The 16,744-nt window shown below is 70.1% G+C and carries 16 protein-coding genes and 1 rRNA gene; 6 read left to right on the top strand and 11 right to left on the bottom strand.

Translation table 11 applies throughout. The features are described 5' to 3' along the window. The first annotated feature begins 191 nt into the window (after window positions 1-191). Window positions 192-308, top strand: a 5S ribosomal RNA gene (rrf, locus tag ACFWR9_RS35160). 50 nt (window positions 309-358) lie between these two features. On the opposite strand, the gene ACFWR9_RS35155 is transcribed toward rrf, so the two are convergent. Then, entirely contained in the window at window positions 359-1,036 is a 678-nt protein-coding gene (locus tag ACFWR9_RS35155) for a response regulator (RefSeq protein ID WP_383849567.1), read from the bottom strand. Further along, window positions 1,033-2,295, bottom strand: a complete 1,263-nt coding sequence (locus ACFWR9_RS35150) for a sensor histidine kinase (protein WP_383849565.1) — start codon at window positions 2,293-2,295, stop codon at window positions 1,033-1,035. The genes ACFWR9_RS35155 and ACFWR9_RS35150 overlap by 4 nt, the downstream gene beginning before the upstream one ends. Window positions 2,296-2,389: 94 nt before the next feature. Here ACFWR9_RS35150 and ACFWR9_RS35145 point away from each other — a divergent pair, with 94 nt between their 5' ends. Beyond that, window positions 2,390-2,950 (top strand): GNAT family N-acetyltransferase, encoded by a 561-nt coding sequence (locus ACFWR9_RS35145; RefSeq protein WP_383849562.1) that lies wholly within the window; start codon window positions 2,390-2,392, stop codon window positions 2,948-2,950. A gap of 10 nt (window positions 2,951-2,960) precedes the next feature. On the opposite strand, the gene ACFWR9_RS35140 is transcribed toward ACFWR9_RS35145, so the two are convergent. From ACFWR9_RS35140 to ACFWR9_RS35105, 8 genes are all read right to left on the bottom strand, one after another. Beyond that, a complete protein-coding gene (locus tag ACFWR9_RS35140; protein WP_383849560.1) occupies window positions 2,961-4,433 on the bottom strand; it encodes a type IV secretory system conjugative DNA transfer family protein in 1,473 nt (490 codons plus the stop codon). A 49-nt stretch (window positions 4,434-4,482) separates the two neighbouring features. Beyond that, on the bottom strand, window positions 4,483-5,895 hold the full coding sequence (locus ACFWR9_RS35135) for an ATP-binding protein (RefSeq protein WP_383849558.1): 1,413 nt from the start codon (window positions 5,893-5,895) through the stop codon (window positions 4,483-4,485). 12 nt (window positions 5,896-5,907) lie between these two features. Continuing rightward, window positions 5,908-7,467 carry an SCO6880 family protein gene (locus tag ACFWR9_RS35130; RefSeq protein ID WP_383849555.1) on the bottom strand — a complete coding sequence of 520 codons (1,560 nt, stop codon included), beginning with the start codon at window positions 7,465-7,467 and terminating at the stop codon, window positions 5,908-5,910. Further along, window positions 7,464-8,801: a hypothetical protein gene (locus ACFWR9_RS35125; RefSeq protein ID WP_383849553.1), complete on the bottom strand. Its 1,338-nt coding sequence runs from the start codon at window positions 8,799-8,801 to the stop codon at window positions 7,464-7,466. Before ACFWR9_RS35125 ends, ACFWR9_RS35130 begins: the two co-directional genes overlap by 4 nt. Further along, window positions 8,791-9,594: a hypothetical protein gene (locus ACFWR9_RS35120; RefSeq protein ID WP_383849550.1), complete on the bottom strand. Its 804-nt coding sequence runs from the start codon at window positions 9,592-9,594 to the stop codon at window positions 8,791-8,793. The genes ACFWR9_RS35125 and ACFWR9_RS35120 overlap by 11 nt, the downstream gene beginning before the upstream one ends. A gap of 167 nt (window positions 9,595-9,761) precedes the next feature. Beyond that, the gene (locus ACFWR9_RS35115) at window positions 9,762-10,070 is read right to left on the bottom strand and encodes a hypothetical protein (protein WP_055417641.1); all 309 of its coding nucleotides are present in this window, start codon (window positions 10,068-10,070) and stop codon (window positions 9,762-9,764) included. A 218-nt stretch (window positions 10,071-10,288) separates the two neighbouring features. After that, window positions 10,289-10,687 (bottom strand): DUF397 domain-containing protein, encoded by a 399-nt coding sequence (locus ACFWR9_RS35110; RefSeq protein ID WP_383849547.1) that lies wholly within the window; start codon window positions 10,685-10,687, stop codon window positions 10,289-10,291. 9 nt (window positions 10,688-10,696) lie between these two features. After that, window positions 10,697-11,548 (bottom strand): helix-turn-helix domain-containing protein, encoded by an 852-nt coding sequence (locus tag ACFWR9_RS35105; RefSeq protein ID WP_383849545.1) that lies wholly within the window; start codon window positions 11,546-11,548, stop codon window positions 10,697-10,699. 201 nt (window positions 11,549-11,749) lie between these two features. On the opposite strand from ACFWR9_RS35105, the gene ACFWR9_RS35100 reads away from it, so the two are divergent. From ACFWR9_RS35100 to ACFWR9_RS35085, 4 genes are all read left to right on the top strand, one after another. Beyond that, entirely contained in the window at window positions 11,750-12,196 is a 447-nt protein-coding gene (locus tag ACFWR9_RS35100; RefSeq protein WP_383849542.1) for an ATP-binding protein, read from the top strand. Between the two features lie 128 nt (window positions 12,197-12,324). Further along, the gene (locus ACFWR9_RS35095; protein WP_383849540.1) at window positions 12,325-12,933 is read left to right on the top strand and encodes a Uma2 family endonuclease; all 609 of its coding nucleotides are present in this window, start codon (window positions 12,325-12,327) and stop codon (window positions 12,931-12,933) included. Window positions 12,934-13,071: 138 nt separating this feature from the next. Then, window positions 13,072-14,091 carry an NlpC/P60 family protein gene (locus ACFWR9_RS35090; RefSeq protein ID WP_383849572.1) on the top strand — a complete coding sequence of 340 codons (1,020 nt, stop codon included), beginning with the start codon at window positions 13,072-13,074 and terminating at the stop codon, window positions 14,089-14,091. Between the two features lie 206 nt (window positions 14,092-14,297). Further along, the gene (locus ACFWR9_RS35085) at window positions 14,298-15,008 is read left to right on the top strand and encodes a phosphatase PAP2 family protein (RefSeq protein ID WP_383849537.1); all 711 of its coding nucleotides are present in this window, start codon (window positions 14,298-14,300) and stop codon (window positions 15,006-15,008) included. 49 nt (window positions 15,009-15,057) lie between these two features. Here the strand turns inward: ACFWR9_RS35085 and ACFWR9_RS35080 are convergent, their stop codons facing one another. Continuing rightward, window positions 15,058-16,659 (bottom strand): FAD-binding oxidoreductase, encoded by a 1,602-nt coding sequence (locus ACFWR9_RS35080; RefSeq protein ID WP_383849534.1) that lies wholly within the window; start codon window positions 16,657-16,659, stop codon window positions 15,058-15,060. Between the last annotated feature and the right edge of the window lie 85 nt (window positions 16,660-16,744).

The raw sequence follows: 16,744 nt of genomic DNA, 5'->3' as shown, positions 1-16,744 counted from the left end.
TGATGGGGTAAGGCTCCCAGTAGACGACTGGGTTGATAGGCCGGATCTGGAAGCACCGTGAGGTGTGGAGGTGACCGGTACTAATAGGCCGAGGGCTTGTCCTCAGTTGCTCGCGTCCACTGTGTTGGTTCTGAAACCACGAACAATCAGACCTGTGTTGGTCACCGGGTTGGTTGTCTGTTTCATAGTGTTTCGGTGGTCATAGCGTAGGGGAAACGCCCGGTTACATTCCGAACCCGGAAGCTAAGCCTTACAGCGCCGATGGTACTGCAGGGGGGACCCTGTGGGAGAGTAGGACGCCGCCGAACAATCATTGTATGAAAGCCCCGCACCGGGAACGGTGCGGGGCTTTCTGCGTTTATGAGGGCCTCACCAGTTTCGTGTCGTAGGCCAGGATTACCGCCTGGACGCGGTCGCGGGAGCCCGTCTTGGACAGGATGCGGCCCACGTGGGTCTTCACCGTCGACTCGGCGAGGTGCAGGCGCTCCGCTATCTCCGTGTTGGTCCAGCCCTGGCCCATGACCCGCAGGATCTCGGTCTCGCGGTCGGTGAGGGAGGCCAGGCGGGAGTCGAGGGAGTCGAAGGAGCCGTCGGGCTCGGCGGAAGCGTCCGGCAGGTGGTGGACGTAGGCGTCGAGCAGGCGGCGGGTGAGGCCGGGGGCGACGACCGCGTCGCCCGTGGCCACCGATCGGATGCCGGCGAGCAGCTCCTCGGGCTGGGCGTCCTTGACGAGGAAGCCGGAAGCGCCGGCGCGCAGGCCGGAGTAGGCGTACTCGTCGAGGTCGAAGGTCGTGAGGATGAGGACCCGGGTGCGGCCGCCGGTCGCGACGATGCGGCGGGTCGCCTCGATGCCGTTCAGGCCGGGCATGCGGACGTCCATGAGTACGACATCGGGGTGGAGTTCGGCCGTCAGGCGGACGGCCTCGGCGCCGCCCGGCGCCTCGCCCACGACCGTCATGTCGTCCTGGCTCTCCAGGAGCATCCGGAAGCCGAAGCGCTGAAGGGGCTGGTCGTCGGCGATGAGGACGGTGGTCACTGCGGGATTTCCTCCGGTAGGTGCAGGTGGACGCGCCAGCCCCGTTCGGGGTGCGGGCGTGGGCCGGCCTCAAGTGTGCCGCCGTACAGGGACGTTCGCTCGCGCATGCCGGGCAGGCCGCGACCGCCGCGGCGGGCGGGGGGCGGGGTGGTCAGTCCCGTGTCGGTGACGGTGAGGGTGACGGCGCCACCGGCCTCGTAGGAGAGGTCGATGTGCGCGGTGGCGTCGGGGCCGGCGTGCTTGAGGGTGTTGGTGAGGGCCTCCTGTATGACGCGGTAGAGCGTGAGCTGGCGGCCTTCGGGGAGCGTGGCGCGGCCGTTGATGCTCGTACCGACGGGGAGACCCGCCCGGCGGACGCCGTCGAGGAGTCGGTCGAGGTCGGTGAGGGCGGGCTGCGGGGCGAGTTCGGCGGCCGGGGGGCCGTCCTGTTCGTCGTCGCGCAGGACGTCCAGCAGGCGGCGGAGTTCGGCGAGGGCCTGGCGGCTGGTGGTGCCGATGGCGTCGAGGGCCTGGGCGGCGCGCTCGGGGGACTTGGCGGCGGCGTACCGTCCGCCGTCGGCGAGGCCGGTGACGACGGAGAGGTTGTGGCCGATGATGTCGTGCATCTCCCTGGCTATGCGCGCCCGTTCGGCGGCGGCGGCGAGCCGGATCTGCTGGTCTCGTTCGGTCTCCAGGCGGTGGGCGCGGTCCTCCAGGACCTCGGTGTGGTCGCGCCGGGTCCGGGTGGTGATCGCGATGAGGGCGACCACGCCGATGGACAGGAGAATCGCCCCGACCTGCTGGTGCCAGGAGCCGTCGTCGCCGTACCGGGCGACGGTGACGAAGGTCGGGGCGGTCACCACAGCGGTCACCCACCACAGGGCGCGCAGGGGGCGGCGCAACGTGATGTGGAAGACGAGGACGAGCTGGAGCAGGGCTGCCTGGAGGGTGGCGCCGGTCCAGGCGTTGACGAGGTCCACCGGGGCCATGAAGAGGAGCACGGCCACGGGGTGGGTACGGCGCCAGAGGAGGGGGACCGAGAAGGCGAGGCTCATGGCGATGACGAGGCCGCCGGGCACGTCGAGGCTGTGGGTGTTGTGGCGCCAGCCGCCACTGGCGTAGTCGGTCAGCGCCGCGATGACCCAGAAGGCGGTGAAGTGCAGGTCCCACACGAGCGGACGGCGTCGGTCGAAGGCGCCTAGCCGCCGGGTGAAGCGCTGGACGTGCTCGGTGAGGGGTTCGGCCGCTCGGTGTTCCGGGGCGGGCTTCACGGGCTCCATTCGACCATGGTCGGGGGCGGGCGCACGGGGTGCGTCGGTCCGGGGGCCGTATATGAGGTGTGGGGCGTAGTACCCGGGTATTACGGTGGCCGCCATGAGTGCCTCGGTCCCTGGTGACTACGTGATCCGCTCCATACGCGCCGACGAATGGCCCGCCGTGAAGGAGCTGCGCCTGCGCGCGCTGCGGGATCCGCTGGCGCACCTCGCGTATCTGGAGACGTACGACGACGCGGCGGCACGGCCGGACTCCTTCTGGCAGGAGCGGGCGGCCGGAGGTGCCGAGGGTGCGTCCGGGGCGCAGCAGATCGTCGCGGAGGGGCCCGGGGGGCTGTGGCTCGGCACGTTGACCGTGCTGGTGGAGGAGGCCGGGACGACGGACTGGGCCGGGTTTCCCGTGGCGCGGACGCAGGGGCACGTCGTCGGGGTGTTCGTGCGGTCCGAGTGGCGGGGGAGCGGGCTGACCAAGGCGCTGTTCGCCGCCGGCCTGGAGTGGGCGTGGGCGAACGGCGCGGAGCGGGCGCGGCTCATCGTGCATCCGGACAACGCGCGGGCGCAGGGCGCCTACCGGAACGCGGGGTTCGTGCCGAGCGGGCGGACGGTGCCGCTGGTGGTCGGGCCCGGGGACCACGAGCTGGAGTTCGTGCTGGAGCGCTGACGCGGAACTCCTACACGGGGAGTTCGTCGTGGGGCCAGCGGGCGCGGCCCTGTTCGCGGGAACGGAGCAGGGCCAGGGTCGGCATGCCCCGGTCCGCACCGGTGGCCAGCAGCTCCGGGAGCTGGGGAAGCGGGGCCACGGCGGCGACGTCGTCCAGGACGAGGGTCAGTGGTGGGTCGAGGCGACCGGAGGATGACCGTTCGGCCATGCGCCGGCCGCGCTCGACCACGCTGGAGACGAGCGCCGTCAGCAGCGGCATCGCGCCGGGGCTCGTGCGAGGGTCCTCGATGGATTCCCCCACCACGTAAAGGGTGCCCTGTTCGTGGACGAAGGAATCCAAGGCGAGGGCATCACTTCGGTTGGGAGTGCAGGCCTCGCGGATGTTGACCGTGGAGAGGGCCGCGAGGGCCCGGGTGGTCAGTTGCTGGGCCATGTCCCGGCGTTCGGGGTGGGCGGTGAGGGCCCCTTCGAGTTCGCCCGCGGAGCCGGGTGCGGCCTTGGGGTGGGTACGGAGGACGCGTACGGCGTCCTGGATCTGGAGGCCCTGGGACCAGCGGTGGACGTGGCGGATGGTGCGGCCGTCGATGGCGGCGGCGTGGAGGTAGCTGCGCAGCAGGAGTTCGGCGGTGTCGCTGACGGCCTGGTCGAGGCGGGCGGTGGGGCGGATGGGGGCGAGGAGGGCGGCCGCTCTGGTCGTGGCCGTCTGTCCGTCCTCGCAGCCGGCGGTGGGGGACCAGTGGAGGCGGGCGGGCGTGTCGCAGCGGTGGGTGGGGTCGTACAGGTGGACCGGGCCGAGTTTGGCTCGGGCCTCCTTGGTGTCCGACCAGAGGGCCGGGTTGGAGGTGATGACGAGGGCTGCGCCTTCCGCGTCGCGGAGGGTCTGGGTGGCGGCTGAGTGGCGGGTGTCCGGGGGGCCGTAGTGCACCGCGCCTTCGGCGCGGTTTGTTTCCGACCCACCCACCCGTTTGCCGTCGGCCACAGAAGTGAGGGGCTGCACCTCCGGGACCGTCTGCTGCTCCGGTGCCCTGGGGACCGGTACTTCGTGCACCGGCTCCCGCGTCGGCTCGGGCTCCGGCTCCCGCTCCCGCACGGGCGTCGCCGTCGCCTCCGCACGCCGTCGCTGTCGTACCGCCCTCCACCGGGCCACCGTGCCCATCACGAACACGGTCAGGACGACCAGCACCATCACCTGGCCGATGAACAGCCCCCAGAACAGCCCGTACCCGGAGAGTGCGTTCTCCGGGGTGTCCGGCCAGGCGCTGGGGATGTCGTGGGGCTCGGCGATCAGCTCGCGCATGGCCAGGGGGGTGCCGGTGAAGGTGACACCCGGGGGCCAGGAGCCGTGGGCGAACAGGGCGGACAGCCCGGTCGCCGTCCACACCAGCAGGGTCATGCCGAGGAGGAAGGCGAGTATGCCGACCAGCAGGCCGTCCGGGATGCCACCCTGGGCGGGCCGCTGGTCGCGGTGGTCGTCCGGTCTCATGCGTCCGGTGCCTCTCCGTCTCTCATGCGTCCGGTCCTTCCCCGTGTTCCTACGCCACCGTCGATTCGGACGAGTCGCCGATGTGCTGCTCCATGAAGGCCGCCGCCCGTTCCTCCGCCTCCAGTTCGGCGGCGCGCAGGGCGTCGTCGCCCAGGTCGGCGGAGGACTCGGTCATCGCGCGGTCGGTGAAGACCAGGGGGCGTTCGGTCTCGGTGATCAGGTGTTTGACCACCTGGACGTTGCCGTTGACGTCCCACACCGCGATGCCGGGGGTGAGGGTGGGGATGATCTCCACGGCCCAGCGCGGCAGGCCGAGGACGCGTCCGGTGGACCGCGCCTCGTCCGCCTTCTGGGCGTAGATGGTCCGGGTGGAGGCCATCTTGAGGATGGCCGCGGCCTCTCTGGCGGCCGCGCCGTCGACGACGTCCGACAGATGGTGCACCACCGCCACGAACGACAGACCGAGCCGCCGCCCGAACTTCAGCAGCCGCTGGAACAGCTGCGCCACGAACGGGCTGTTGATGATGTGCCAGGCCTCCTCGACCAGGAAGATGCGCTTCTTCCGGTCGGGGCGGATCCAGGTGTGCTCCAGCCAGACGCCGACGATGGCCATGAGGATCGGCATGGCGATGGAGTTGCGGTCGATGTGGGAGAGGTCGAAGACGATCAGGGGGGCGTCGAGGTCGATGCCGACCGTCGTCGGGCCGTCGAACATGCCGCGCAGGTCACCGTCGACGAGGCGGTCGAGGACCAGCGCCACGTCCAGTCCCCAGGCCCGTACGTCGTCTATGGCGACGTTCATCGCCTCGGCTGACTCCGGCTCGGGGTGGCGGAGCCGTTCGACGATGTCGGTGAGGACGGGCTGGCGTTCGACGATGGTCTCGTTGACGTAGGCGTGCGCGACCTTGAGTGCGAAGCCGGAGCGCTCGTCGAGGCCGTGGCCCATCGCGACCTCGATGATCGTCCGGAGCAGCGCCAGCTGGCCCGTCGTCGTGATCGCCGGGTCGAGGGGGTTGAGGCGGATGCCGTGGTCCAGGGCGGCCATCGGGTCGAGGCGGATGGGCGTTATGCCCAGCTCCTCGGCGATGAGGTTCCACTCGCCGACGCCGTCCTCGCCCTGGGCGTCCAGGACGACGACCTGGCGGTCGCGGAAGCGGAGCTGGCGCAGGACGTACGTCTTCTCCAGGGCCGACTTGCCGTTGCCGGACTCGCCGAGCACCAGCCAGTGCGGGGCGGGGAGTTGCTGGCCGTAGAGCTGGAAGGGGTCGTAGATGTAGCCCTTGCCGGAGTAGACCTCGCGGCCGATGATCACGCCGGAGTCGCCGAGGCCGGGCGCGGCGGTCGGCAGGTAGACGGCCTGGGCCTGGCCCGTGGAGGTGCGGACGGGGAGGCGGGTCGTCTCCACCTTCCCGAAGAGGAAGGACGTGAAGGCGTCGGTGGCGACGGACAGCGGGTCCCGCATCTGGCTCAGCCCCTACCTTCGGATGCCGGTGGCGAACGGAAGTGTGTTCACGAAGGCGCGATGGTGCTCACGGTCGCACCACTCCAGTTTCAGGTACGACTTCCCGGCCGACGCCCTTATGGTCCGCTTGTCGCGGGCCAGGGCTTCGGGGGTGCGGGAGGAGACGGTGATGTAGCCGACCAGGTTGACGCCGGCCGCGCCGCTGGCGAGGTCCTCGCCGCGCTGGTCGAGGCGGCCGTGGGCGGCGATGTCGCGCGGGTCCACGGTCCGGTTCATCTTGGCGGCGCGGGACGCCTCGGCGTCGTCGTTGGTCTTCTCGGTCAGCATGCGTTCGATGGCGACCTCGGTGGGTTCGAGGTCCATGGTCACGGCGACCGTGCGGATGACGTCCGGGGTGTGGACGAGGAGCGGCGCGAGGAAGTTCACGCCGACCGGGGTCATCGGCCACTCCTTGATCCAGGCGGTGGCGTGGCACCAGGGCGCGCGGGTGGAGGACTCGCGGGTCTTGGCCTGGAGGTAGGTGGGCTCCATGGCGTCCAGTTCGGCCGGCCAGGCGTTGCGCTTGGTCATCGCCTGGATGTGGTCGATGGGGTGGTCCGGGTCGTACATGGCGTGCACGAGGGAGGCGAGCCGGCCCTGGCCCAGCGGCTGGCGTACGCGGATGTCGGCTTCCTGGAGGCGGGAGCAGATGTCGGTCAGCTCGCGCGCCATCACGACGGCGAGGCCGGCGTCCCGGTCCAGCTTGCGCCCGTTCTGCGGGCGGGCGGCGCGGGCCATGGCGTTGGCCTCGGCGGCCAGCTCGCGGTTGTAGTGCATGCAGGCGATGAGGTAGGCGCGGTGCTGCTCGCTGCTGGTGGACACCATCGACTGGAGCTGGTCGTACGACTGCTGCAGCCAGGGCAGCGCCCTGACGTCGCCGCGCTGGGAGACGTCCTTGGCGTGCGCGTCGGGGTCGGCCGGGAGGGTGCGGGCCAGCATCTGGATGCGGGTGACGAAGCCGTCGCCGTTGGCCACGTGCTTGAGCAGGGTGCCGAAGCGGTCGACGAGGGCTTCCTGGTCCTCGGAGTCGCGCAGGCCGACGCCGGGGCCCTCGATCTCGATGGCGGCGGTGACGGTCTTGCGGTCGGCGTGCAGCAGTACGGCGATCTCGTCGGGCCCGAAGGGCGCCGCCAGCCAGCTGATGCGGCCGATGCCGGGCGGCGGGCCGACCTCGATCTCCCGCCCGTCGATCCGGGTGCCGGCCTCGATGGCGCCGGAGCGGTAGGTGGTGCCGTTGCGCAGCGTCCGCTTGAAGCTGCGGTTGATCTCGAACCACTTGTAGAACGTCCGGTGCTTGTACGGCACGTAGACGGCCGCCAGCGCGAGCATCGGGAAGCCGCAGAGGAGCACGATGCGCAGGGTGAGGAAGGGGACGAGGAGCCCGCACATCATGCCGAGGAAGGCGCCCACGACGATCAGCGCGATCTCACCGGTCTCGCGGTTGCGGCCGACGATCGCGTTCGGCCGGGCGCGGCCGATCAGATACGTACGGCGGGGCGTGACCGGATGGGACACGTGGGACTCGGTCGTCAACGCCCGTCACCTCCTGTGCTCTTGCTGTTGCGGGTGTTGCTGGCGTGGGGCGTGTTCACCGGGCTGCCGGAGCGCGGTGCGGGTGCGGCGGAGGGGACATGTCCGCCGCCGCCGTTCGAGGGGCGCGAGCTGTGCGCGGCGACTCCGCCGGAGGCGGGGTTCGAGGGGCGGGCGGCCGCGGATGACGAGGACTGGCCGCCGCCGTCGCCGTTGTTGCGGGCGCTGTGGGTTCTGATGCCCTGGGCGACGAGGTTCGCCGGGGAGCTGATCACCGCGGCGGCCTTGCCCTCGGCGCCCTGCATGATGCGGTTGTTGCGGCCGTTCGCGATCTCGTCGCCGAAGCCGGGGACGAAGCGGTAGATCATCGCCGAGGCGAAGATCGCGAGCAGGATGATGGAGAGGCCGGAGACGACGGCGGAGAAGGCGTCGGGTCCGTCGTCGGCGGACAGGGCGCCGGCCAGGCCCAGCACGATCACGACGACCGGTTTGACCAGGATGACGGCGATCATGATGCCGGCCCAGCGGCGGACGTGGCCCCACAGGTTCTTGTCGACCAGGCCGGCGTAGACGACGGTGCCGAGCAGGGCGCCGACGTAGAGCAGGGCGGCGCGGATGACGAGTTCCAGCCAGAGGACTCCGGCGGCGAGGATCGACACCAGGGAGACGACGATCAGCATGATCGGTCCGCCGCCGATGTCCTCGCCCTTCTCCAGGGCGCCGGAGAACGTCCCGAAGAACGTGTCCGTCTGGTCGCCGGTGGCCTTGGCGAGGACTTCTGTCACGCCGTCGGTGGCCGAGACGACCGTGTAGAGGATCAGCGGCGTGAACGCCGACGCGAGGACGGTGAGCCAGAGGAACCCGATGGCCTCGGAGAGCGCGGTGGTGAGCGGGACGCCGCGCACGGCTCGCTTGGCGACGGCCAGCAGCCACAGGATGAGCGTGAGGATCGTCGACGCCGCGAACACGACGGCGTACTGCTGGAGGAACTGGGGGTTCGTGAAGTCGACGTTGGCGGTGTCCTGCACGGCGGCGCTGAGCTTGTCGACGGTCCACGAGGCGGCGTTGGCGCAGCCCTTGGCGAGGGAGGAGAGGGGGTCGAGGGTGGCGGTGGGACTGTAGTCGCTCCCGCCGGCACCTCCGGTGGATCCGCCGGCGCCTTCGCCTCGTTCGCAGTAGTCCTTGGCGGGGCCCACGATGAGATCGCAGTTGTCGTCCGACGAGGTCGGCGACGGCGTGGGTGCGGCGACGGCGCGGGTGGCGAGCAGCACGGCCGTGGCCTGTACGGCGGTCAGCGCGGCGGCGACCTTGAGTACGCGGCGCGGGTTAGCGGGCATACGTGAACCCTCCGTACTCCTGGACGGCCTTGGACATCTCGTCGGCGCTGGAAGCCTTGTTGTCTCCGGGGACCGGCGCGGGGCCGTCCTTCTGGGAGAAGGACTCGACCTTCCAGTCGCCGCCCGCCCAGCGCAGCTGCAGGGTCATGGTGAACCAGTCGCTGCTGACGGGGTTGGTGGTCTTCTCGCCCGCTGTGCCGAACACCCCGGTGCACCAGACCTCCACGGTCGCGGAGGCATCGGTGTACTGCGTGGCCTTTGTGCCGATCGGCATGGTGCGCGACACGTAGGTGCTGCCACGCGTGGCGTTGCCGTTCGCGTCCAGGCCGATGGAGCTGAGGAACTGTTTGCTGTAGGCCTTGTCGAACTTGTCTCCGAGCGCGGACTGCTTCTCGGCCACGAAGACCTGCCGCACGATCTCGTCACGCCGGGCCGGTTTGAGGATGTCGGCGGAGACGAGAGCCACCGCGTAATTCGCAGCCGCGCTCTGCGCACCCTGGTCGTCGTGGGCGAAGCCCGACTGGACTGGCTGGGTGCCGGAGGGGGCCGTTGCCGAGGTCTTCGGGTTGCCGGCCGCCGCGTCGTCGTCCGGGGATGCGGAATCGTCTCCTCCACGGTTCGCGAAGGCGATCGCCGCGATGAGGAGGACGACGACGCCGACCACCGTGACCAGGCTCCGTGAGGACGCGCGGCCCCCGCGCCGCGGCCCGGCGTCCACGTCGGGCAGTCTGGTCCGTGTCTGACCGGTACCGCCGTAACCGCCGGAGGACTGGTGGTCGTCTCCGAGACTCATGCCGCGTACGCCCCCTCGACGTCGTGCCTGCCGTAGAAGTACGACGGTAGCCGTGCTGGTTCCCGCGCGGGCGCGGTGTGGTGACTCGACATCAGGGAAACGCAACCTCAGCCGGTTGGCACGACGGGCGGGTGGGATGGGGGAGACAGGGACCGTTGGGAGCCGGGCTACACGGCCATCCCGTACACGATGGTGAAGAGGGTGCCGAGCGAACCGATGATGAACACGCCCGTCAGCCCGGCAATGATGAGGCCCTTGCCCTGCTCCGCGCTGAAGGTGTCGCGCAGCGCGGTGGCGCCGATGCGCTGTTTGGCGGCGCCCCAGATGGCGATGCCGAGGCAGAGCAGAATGGCGACGGCCATCACCACCTCGATCATGATCTTGGCCTCGTTGCCCAGGCTGCCGAAGGGGCCCCAGTCCGGAGCGATCCCCCCGATGATGGTGTTGATGTCTCCCTCGTCGGCCGCAAAGAGCATGTAAGTCACCGCCCCTGTTGGGTAGTTCCGCGCCCTCTGCGGATGTGCAGAGGTCAGGCCTCATTGTCGCCGACAATGCCGCCGTCGTATGTCGACTTGGCGTCACTGATTGGCGGGTTTCGTGCCAATAGCTTGCCACCGGCCCACCCCGGGCCCTAGGGGGGTGGTGAGGACCGGTATGCAAAGAGTCGTATGGTCACTCTGTGTATCACGTCCGATTACGACGAGCAATGAGGCTGGAGCGCAACCTGTCGTGTGGTTGCGTCGTTGGGCCCTTCTGCGAAGTGATCGAACTCGCCGGCCACCACTCCGAGCACGAAGGCTTCCCACTTCTGACGATCCGTCGTGACCGCGGTTCCCGGGGTGTCGGTGTTCTGGATGCGGACGGGAGCGTCGGCGTCATCCCCGTGAGGGATGGAGACCTGGATGGGTGCCGGTCGGGTGTACGACTTCAGTGCGGTGAGCAGGGCGCCGAAGGCGGTCGGGGTGACGGTGAGTATGGAGCCGGTGGGGTCGCTGCTTTCGGTGAGATGGACGCCGGTGGTGGTTGCGGTGGCGTGGAGGCAGGATTCGCCTTCCCCGCAGAACGAGGACTTCTGCCAGTGGATCGGCTGCATGACTGCCTCTCAGGTCGACTGGATGATGCGGTGGATGAGGGCACGGGACTCAAGCTCGATCAGGCTGAGGGTCAAGAGGCGATCGAGGACCTTGCGGTACTTGTCCAGCTGGGATTGGGCGTCGAGCAGGGCGATGCCGTGGGACTGATCGAGCTGGACCGTGTCCAGTGGCGGCACTGGGCCGTGCACGTAGTAGATGGGCTGCCCTGCCCCTGGATAGCCGCCCGCGTCGAAGGGGATGACGTGGATCGAGATGTTGGGATGCTCGCTCATCTTGAGCAGGTGACCGAGCTGCCGCCTCGACACGTCGCGGCCACCGAACCGCATGCGCAGAGCGGCCTCGTGAATGATCGCTCGATAGGGGATCGGGTCCTTGCGGAAGAGTACGGCCTGGCGCTTGATGCGGAACGAGGCCCGGTGCTCCACCTCGGGTGGTGACAGGTCGGGGACGACCTGGTGGAACACTTCGCGGGCGTGATCAAGTGTCTGGAGCAGGCCGGGGATGCCTGACGTGTGGGCGGTTCGCAGAGCGGTGCCGTGGCGTTCGAGTTCGGCCAGGTCCAGTAGCCCCGACGGAAGGATGTCGCGGTACTCCTCCCACCAGCCGCGCCGGCGCTCACCGGTCATTCCCGCGAGTGCGTCGACGAGATCCTTGTCGGGACAGTCGTATTGGCACGCCAAGGTGCGCACGCGGTCGGCGCTCACCGGCAGGCGCCCCGTTTCCATGTTGCTGACCTGGGCCTGCTTGATGCCGAGGAGGCGTGCCGCTTCCGTCGAGGTCAGACCGGCGCGTTCGCGCAGCTTACGGAGCTCGGCACCGAAGCGGAGCTGTCGCGCTGTGGGGTTGCTTCTCACGGGCATGCCCGTCGCTCCTCCGTACCACTCGTCACCCACACAGGTGGAAGAAGTAGTTATAGCTCCGAAAGGGATAAAGAATATATCCCCTGCTGCTAGCTTCAGTTGTGGCGCCTCAACGCCCAGAAGCGCACCGGCCGACGGACCGGCATGCCACTGGGCAACGGAATGCGAGTCCCCAACTCTCCCAAGCGAACAGAGACTTCCATGGCCACCGTAAACCCGTCCTGGGGCTACACCCTCCACCTCCCGCACGATCCACGCGCACCGGGGATCGCCCGCACAACCCTCCGTGCCACTCTCGCCGCACACGGCCTCGGCGAGCTGACGCCCACCGCCGAACTGCTGGCCGCCGAGCTGCTCGCCAACGCCCACCTGCACACCACCGGCCCGTACGCCCTGCGCATCCTGTCGCGCGAGCCCGGGCGGCTGCGGGTGGGTGTGTGGGACGGCGACTGGAGGGTGCCGTCCGGCTTTCGGGAGGGCAAGCCCGGCGATGGCGACGTACCGCCGGACGACGCCGAGGGCGGGCGGGGACTGCACCTGGTGCGGGCCTGCGCGGACTCCGTGGGCGTGTCCGTCCTGCGTGAACTCGGCGCCTCGAAGGGCGGGAAGCTGCTGTGGGCCGAGTGCCGGCGGGACGACCTGCCGTGAAGGTCAGGGCTGGGCAGCGACTCACGCAGTACGGTGGATACGCCGCCGAGCGGGGGGCCGGGCCTCCCACCGACACCGCTCGCGTGGGCGAGGACTCCGATGAGGCAGAGGGATGGAGGCAGCGAGCGATGGCCGAGAAGCCGGACGCTGACGCCGAGCCTCCCCCGCGCCCCCGCAGCGGCAATCTCCGCGAGGTCGCCGAGAGGATCGAGGAACTGACGGGTCTGCGGGCGCAGATCATGGGAGGAAAGCTCGTGATGTCCCCGACCCCTCGTGGGAAGCACGCGGGAGTGATCAGGCGCCTGCGCAGGCAACTTGAGACGGTCGGCCTTCCCGACGGACTGGACACCTACGAGGTGTCGTCCATCGGCCTGCCGGATGATCCGGACGACTATGTGACGCCGGACCTCGTCGTGCTGCCCACGGAGTGGGAAGAGGACGACGGGTGGCTGGCCTCCGCAGAGGACGCCGCTCTGGCTGTCGAGGTGATCTCCGCCTCCGAGAAGTCCCGTGAGATCAGGGACAAGGCCGACTGGTACGCCGTAGCCCGCGTTCCGGTGTTCCTCGTCATCGACCCCCGGAACGGGACGTGGGCGCTCCGCACGCGCCCGGACAAGGGTGCCTACCGGGATGCCCTGGCCGGCAAGTTCGGGGAGGTCGTTCACCTCCCCCAACCGCTGGGCGTCGACATCGCCACCGAGGAGCTCCCGGCATACGGCGAGGAGCAGCGGCGGTAAGGGGGCTGGTGGGAGTTCGAGAGGCTGGCCGGCGCAGGCGGATCGCGCACTGGCCCTGCCTCCGTCGGCTGGACTCCCCAGGTGCTCGCGGTTGGGCCGGCGCGACATGGCCGGAAAACGTCACTGAACGGCGTGCTCATGGGGGAGGGTTGGGCCATGCGGAAGTTGTGGGTCGGTGCCGGGGTCGCCGTTGCCCTTGGGATGGGCTTCGTGATGCTGCTCGTCGTGGGCGTCTACATGGTCGCCGGAGACCTCGCGGGAGGCGCCGGCGGAGGGACGAAGAAGCTCGCCAAGGGGTCGGTGCCCGCGGCCTACCAGCCGCTCGTGCAGAAGTGGGGCAATCTCTGTCCCGCCATCAACCCGGCGCTGCTCGCCGCCCAGCTCTACCAGGAGAGCGGCTTCGACCCGAAGGCGCAGAGCCACGCGGCGGCGCAGGGCATAGCGCAGTTCATCCCCGGGACGTGGGCCACCCACGGCATCGACGGGGACGGGGACGGCGACCGGGACGTGTGGGATCCCAACGACGCCATTCCGTCGGCCGCCTCGTACGACTGTTCCCTCGCGTCGTACGTGAAGGACGTGCCCGGGAATCCGACCGAGAACATGCTGGCCTCCTACAACGCGGGGGCCTACGCGGTGATCAAGTACCAGGGTGTCCCCCCGTACAAGGAGACCCGGAACTACGTGAAGGTGATCACCACCCTGGAGAAGAGCTTCGCGGCGCCCCAGACGCGGGTGGATCCGTCGGAGCAGTCAGCCGGGGCCATCGCGTACGCGCAGAAGAAGCTCGGCACGCTCTATCTGTGGGGCGGGAACGGGACGCCCGAACAGGGCGGGCGGTTCGACTGTTCGGGGCTGACCAAGGCGGCGTACGAGAGTGTGGGGGTCAAGTTGCCGCGCGTCGCGAACGACCAGTACAACGCGGGACCGCATCCCGACAGGGATGAGCTGCTGCCCGGTGACCTGGTGTTCTTCTCGGACGATCTCACCAACTCCCGGGCCATCCGGCATGTGGGGATCTATGTCGGCGGCGGGTACATGATCGACGCGCCTCGGACGGGTGCTGTGATCCGGTTCGACGCGATCGACACCCCCGACTACTTCGGGGCCACGCGGGTGACCGAGGATGGCGCGAAAGCGCTGCCCACCACGGTGTGAATGCGAGGGTTTGCCCTCAGCGTGAAACCCTGCCCTGAGCTGCGGCGACGTGTTTCTCTTCGATAACGTCTGCGTGATCATTCGGTGGAGTGTGGAACGTATCAACGGGGGTCGTGCGTTCCTGTGTGCGTGTAGGTGACCACGGGGGTGGCGGAAGAGGCGCGCGTCCGGCGCGCCGGAGGACATGACGAAGGGGCCGCAGCACCATGGCTGGACTCGCCGAATCCGGGTCGAACCCCGACGTCGAGCTGCTCTACGACATCAATGGCCTGGCCAAGGACGCGCCGCACTGGTTCGACCGGGTCATGGAGTTCGTCGGTGAGTACGGACTGCTGTTCGCGATCGTGCTGCTGGTGCTCTGGTGCTGGTGGGGTGTGCGGCGGCGCGGCGGTGAGGACGCGGCCTCGAACGTGGCGGCCCTCGTGTGGGCGCCGCTCGCGGCCGGGGTCGCGGTACTGATCAACGTCCCGATACGGGGATTCGTGGAGCGGCCCCGGCCCTTCAAGTCCCATGAGGGGCTAGACGTGCTCGTCGAGGGGAAGAACGACTTCTCCTTCGTGAGTGACCACGCCACGCTCTGCATGGCGCTGGCCGTCGCCCTGTTCGTGGCCCACCGCAAGTTCGGGATCGCCGCGATCGTGCTTGCGCTGTTCGGCGGCTTCGTCCGGGTCTACATGGGCGTGCACTACCCGACGGACGTCGTGGGCGGCTTCGCCCTCGGCACGGCGGTCGCGCTGCTGCTCTCGCCGGTCGCCATGGCCCTGCTCACACCGCTGACCCGCGCGATCGAGCGGTCGCCCCGGGTGGGGTGGCTGGTCAGCGCGCGCGGCCCGGAGGGCGCGGCCGGACGCGATGCCGTGATCCCCGGGGCGCGCAAGGAGAGCGCCGGGGCGGGCGAGCGGGATCTCGCCGCCTAGGGCGTACGCGGGCGCCTGCGGGCCCCGGGTTTGGAGAGGACGCGGGCGCCTACAGCGCCTGGGGGTTGTTGAAGACGCGGTCCGGGTCGTACTGGCGCTTGAGTTTCGCCAGGCGCGGGGCCGCGTCCGCGTAGTAGGCCTTCCGCCAGTCCGTCAGGGTCGGGTCCGTGTAGTTCTGGTAGGCGGCGCCCGAGGCGTACGGGCGCATCGACTTGTGGGCGGAGGCCAGCCAGGACTGGGCGTCCGTGCCGCTCGTGCCCGGCCGCCACGAGACGAGGTACTGGGCCAGCGTCCGGGAGCGGCGGTGCACGAACGCGGTCGCCGTCGGGGAGACGCGGTTCACCGCGCCGCCGAGCGCGGTGAACGCGACGCTGCCGGCGCCGCCGCGCACCGAGGTGAGCCGGGAGAGCAGGGCACGGACGCCGGCCGCCGGGATCGAGCGGTCGAAGAAGTCCGAGCGGGCCGCGTACGTCTCGCGGCCGAGTCCGCCCTCGGGCGAGCGGCCCGGGGTGGAGCCCGGGAGGTGGCAGCGGGCGTCGGTGGAGAACGACGAGCAGCCCGCGTACATCTCCATCGACTCCTCGTACGAACGCCGCTTGAGGTACACCTTGCTCGCGGGTGAGCCGATGCGGCCGGCCAGGCGGTCCACGGCGTTCTGGAGTTCGCGGTAGGTGCCCAGGGAGAAGGCGGCGACCGAGACGGTGGGCCTGCGGCCGGGGGCGGCGGCCAGGTGGAGGGACGACCAGATCTCGTCGGGCTGGTCCGGCCCCCACTCCTGCCAGGCGCGGACGACCGCGGCGGCCTTGCTCCAGGGCCAGGTCAGGTACGCCGTCACGGCCCGGGGGGCCGGGTGGGTGCGGAACTGGAACTCGGTGACGATGCCGAAGTTGGCGTTGCCCGCGCCGCGCAGGGCCCAGAACAGGTCCTTGTGGTCGTTCTTCGCGTCGGCGGTGATCTCCTTGCCGTCCGCCGTGATCAGGGTGGCCCGGGTGAGGCTGTCGCAGGTCAGGCCGTAGGCGCGGGAGACGACGCCGTGGCCGCCGCCGAGGGTGAGGCCGGAGATGCCGACGGTGGGGCAGGAACCGGCGGGGATGGTGACGCCCTTCGCGGAGAGGGCGCGGTAGACGTCGATGAGCTTGGCGCCGGCGCCGACGGTGGCCTCGTTGCCGCTCGCCCGGACGCGGTTGAGCTTCGAGACGTCGATGATCAGACGGCCGTCGCCGGAGGACCAGCCCGCGTAGGAGTGGCCGCCGTTGCGGATCGCCACGGGGACGTGGTGGGCGTGGGCGTAGGAGAGGGCCGTGCGGATGTCGTCGGGGTGGGCGGCGTAGGCGACGGCGGTCGGTTCGAGCCTGTCGAAGCGGGTGTTGTAGAGGCGGTGGGCCGACTGCCAGGAGCGGTCGCCGGGGCGGAGCAGGGTGCCGTCCAGGGATGTGGCCAGGGCCGACCAGGAGGCGGGGGCGGGGGTGCGGGTGGAGGTTGCGGTGTGGGTGAGGCGGGGGGTGGCCTCGGGGTTCTTCGCCGGGCCGGGGCCGGGGCCGGGGCCTGTGCCCGTGCCCGTGTCTGTGGCGGGTTTGCCTGTGCAGGCCGTTGCCGTGGTTGCGGTGAGGGCGGCGGCTGCCGAGCCGCCTAGGAATGTGCGCCGGTGCATGTCGCCTCCGCGTCCCGTGAGGGGGGTCTTGGGAGGAGACGGGGGTGTGGGGGTGGGGGTTCCACGACTGGGCCTGGTGGGTGGT

The sequence above is a fragment of the Streptomyces sp. NPDC058534 genome, assembly GCF_042717365.1.
Lineage (GTDB): Bacteria > Actinomycetota > Actinomycetes > Streptomycetales > Streptomycetaceae > Streptomyces.
The sequence above is the reverse complement of the archived record's forward strand: the minus strand, read 5'-3'. Positions and strand labels throughout refer to the sequence as shown.

What these genes read in the sequence shown, in the direction of transcription:
- ACFWR9_RS35150 (WP_383849565.1), bottom strand. Translation starts at nt 2,295, where the DNA reads ATGGAGCCCGTGAAGCCCGCCCCGGAACACCGAGCGGCCGAACCCCTC.
- ACFWR9_RS35145 (WP_383849562.1), top strand. Translation starts at nt 2,390, where the DNA reads ATGAGTGCCTCGGTCCCTGGTGACTACGTGATCCGCTCCATACGCGCC.
- ACFWR9_RS35140 (WP_383849560.1), bottom strand. Translation starts at nt 4,433, where the DNA reads ATGAGACCGGACGACCACCGCGACCAGCGGCCCGCCCAGGGTGGCATC.
- ACFWR9_RS35135 (WP_383849558.1), bottom strand. Translation starts at nt 5,895, where the DNA reads ATGCGGGACCCGCTGTCCGTCGCCACCGACGCCTTCACGTCCTTCCTC.
- ACFWR9_RS35125 (WP_383849553.1), bottom strand. Translation starts at nt 8,801, where the DNA reads ATGCCCGCTAACCCGCGCCGCGTACTCAAGGTCGCCGCCGCGCTGACC.
- ACFWR9_RS35120 (WP_383849550.1), bottom strand. Translation starts at nt 9,594, where the DNA reads ATGAGTCTCGGAGACGACCACCAGTCCTCCGGCGGTTACGGCGGTACC.
- ACFWR9_RS35115 (WP_055417641.1), bottom strand. Translation starts at nt 10,070, where the DNA reads ATGCTCTTTGCGGCCGACGAGGGAGACATCAACACCATCATCGGGGGG.
- ACFWR9_RS35110 (WP_383849547.1), bottom strand. Translation starts at nt 10,687, where the DNA reads ATGCAGCCGATCCACTGGCAGAAGTCCTCGTTCTGCGGGGAAGGCGAA.
- ACFWR9_RS35105 (WP_383849545.1), bottom strand. Translation starts at nt 11,548, where the DNA reads ATGCCCGTGAGAAGCAACCCCACAGCGCGACAGCTCCGCTTCGGTGCC.
- ACFWR9_RS35100 (WP_383849542.1), top strand. Translation starts at nt 11,750, where the DNA reads ATGGCCACCGTAAACCCGTCCTGGGGCTACACCCTCCACCTCCCGCAC.
- ACFWR9_RS35095 (WP_383849540.1), top strand. Translation starts at nt 12,325, where the DNA reads ATGGCCGAGAAGCCGGACGCTGACGCCGAGCCTCCCCCGCGCCCCCGC.
- ACFWR9_RS35090 (WP_383849572.1), top strand. Translation starts at nt 13,072, where the DNA reads ATGGGGGAGGGTTGGGCCATGCGGAAGTTGTGGGTCGGTGCCGGGGTC.
- ACFWR9_RS35085 (WP_383849537.1), top strand. Translation starts at nt 14,298, where the DNA reads ATGGCTGGACTCGCCGAATCCGGGTCGAACCCCGACGTCGAGCTGCTC.
- ACFWR9_RS35080 (WP_383849534.1), bottom strand. Translation starts at nt 16,659, where the DNA reads ATGCACCGGCGCACATTCCTAGGCGGCTCGGCAGCCGCCGCCCTCACC.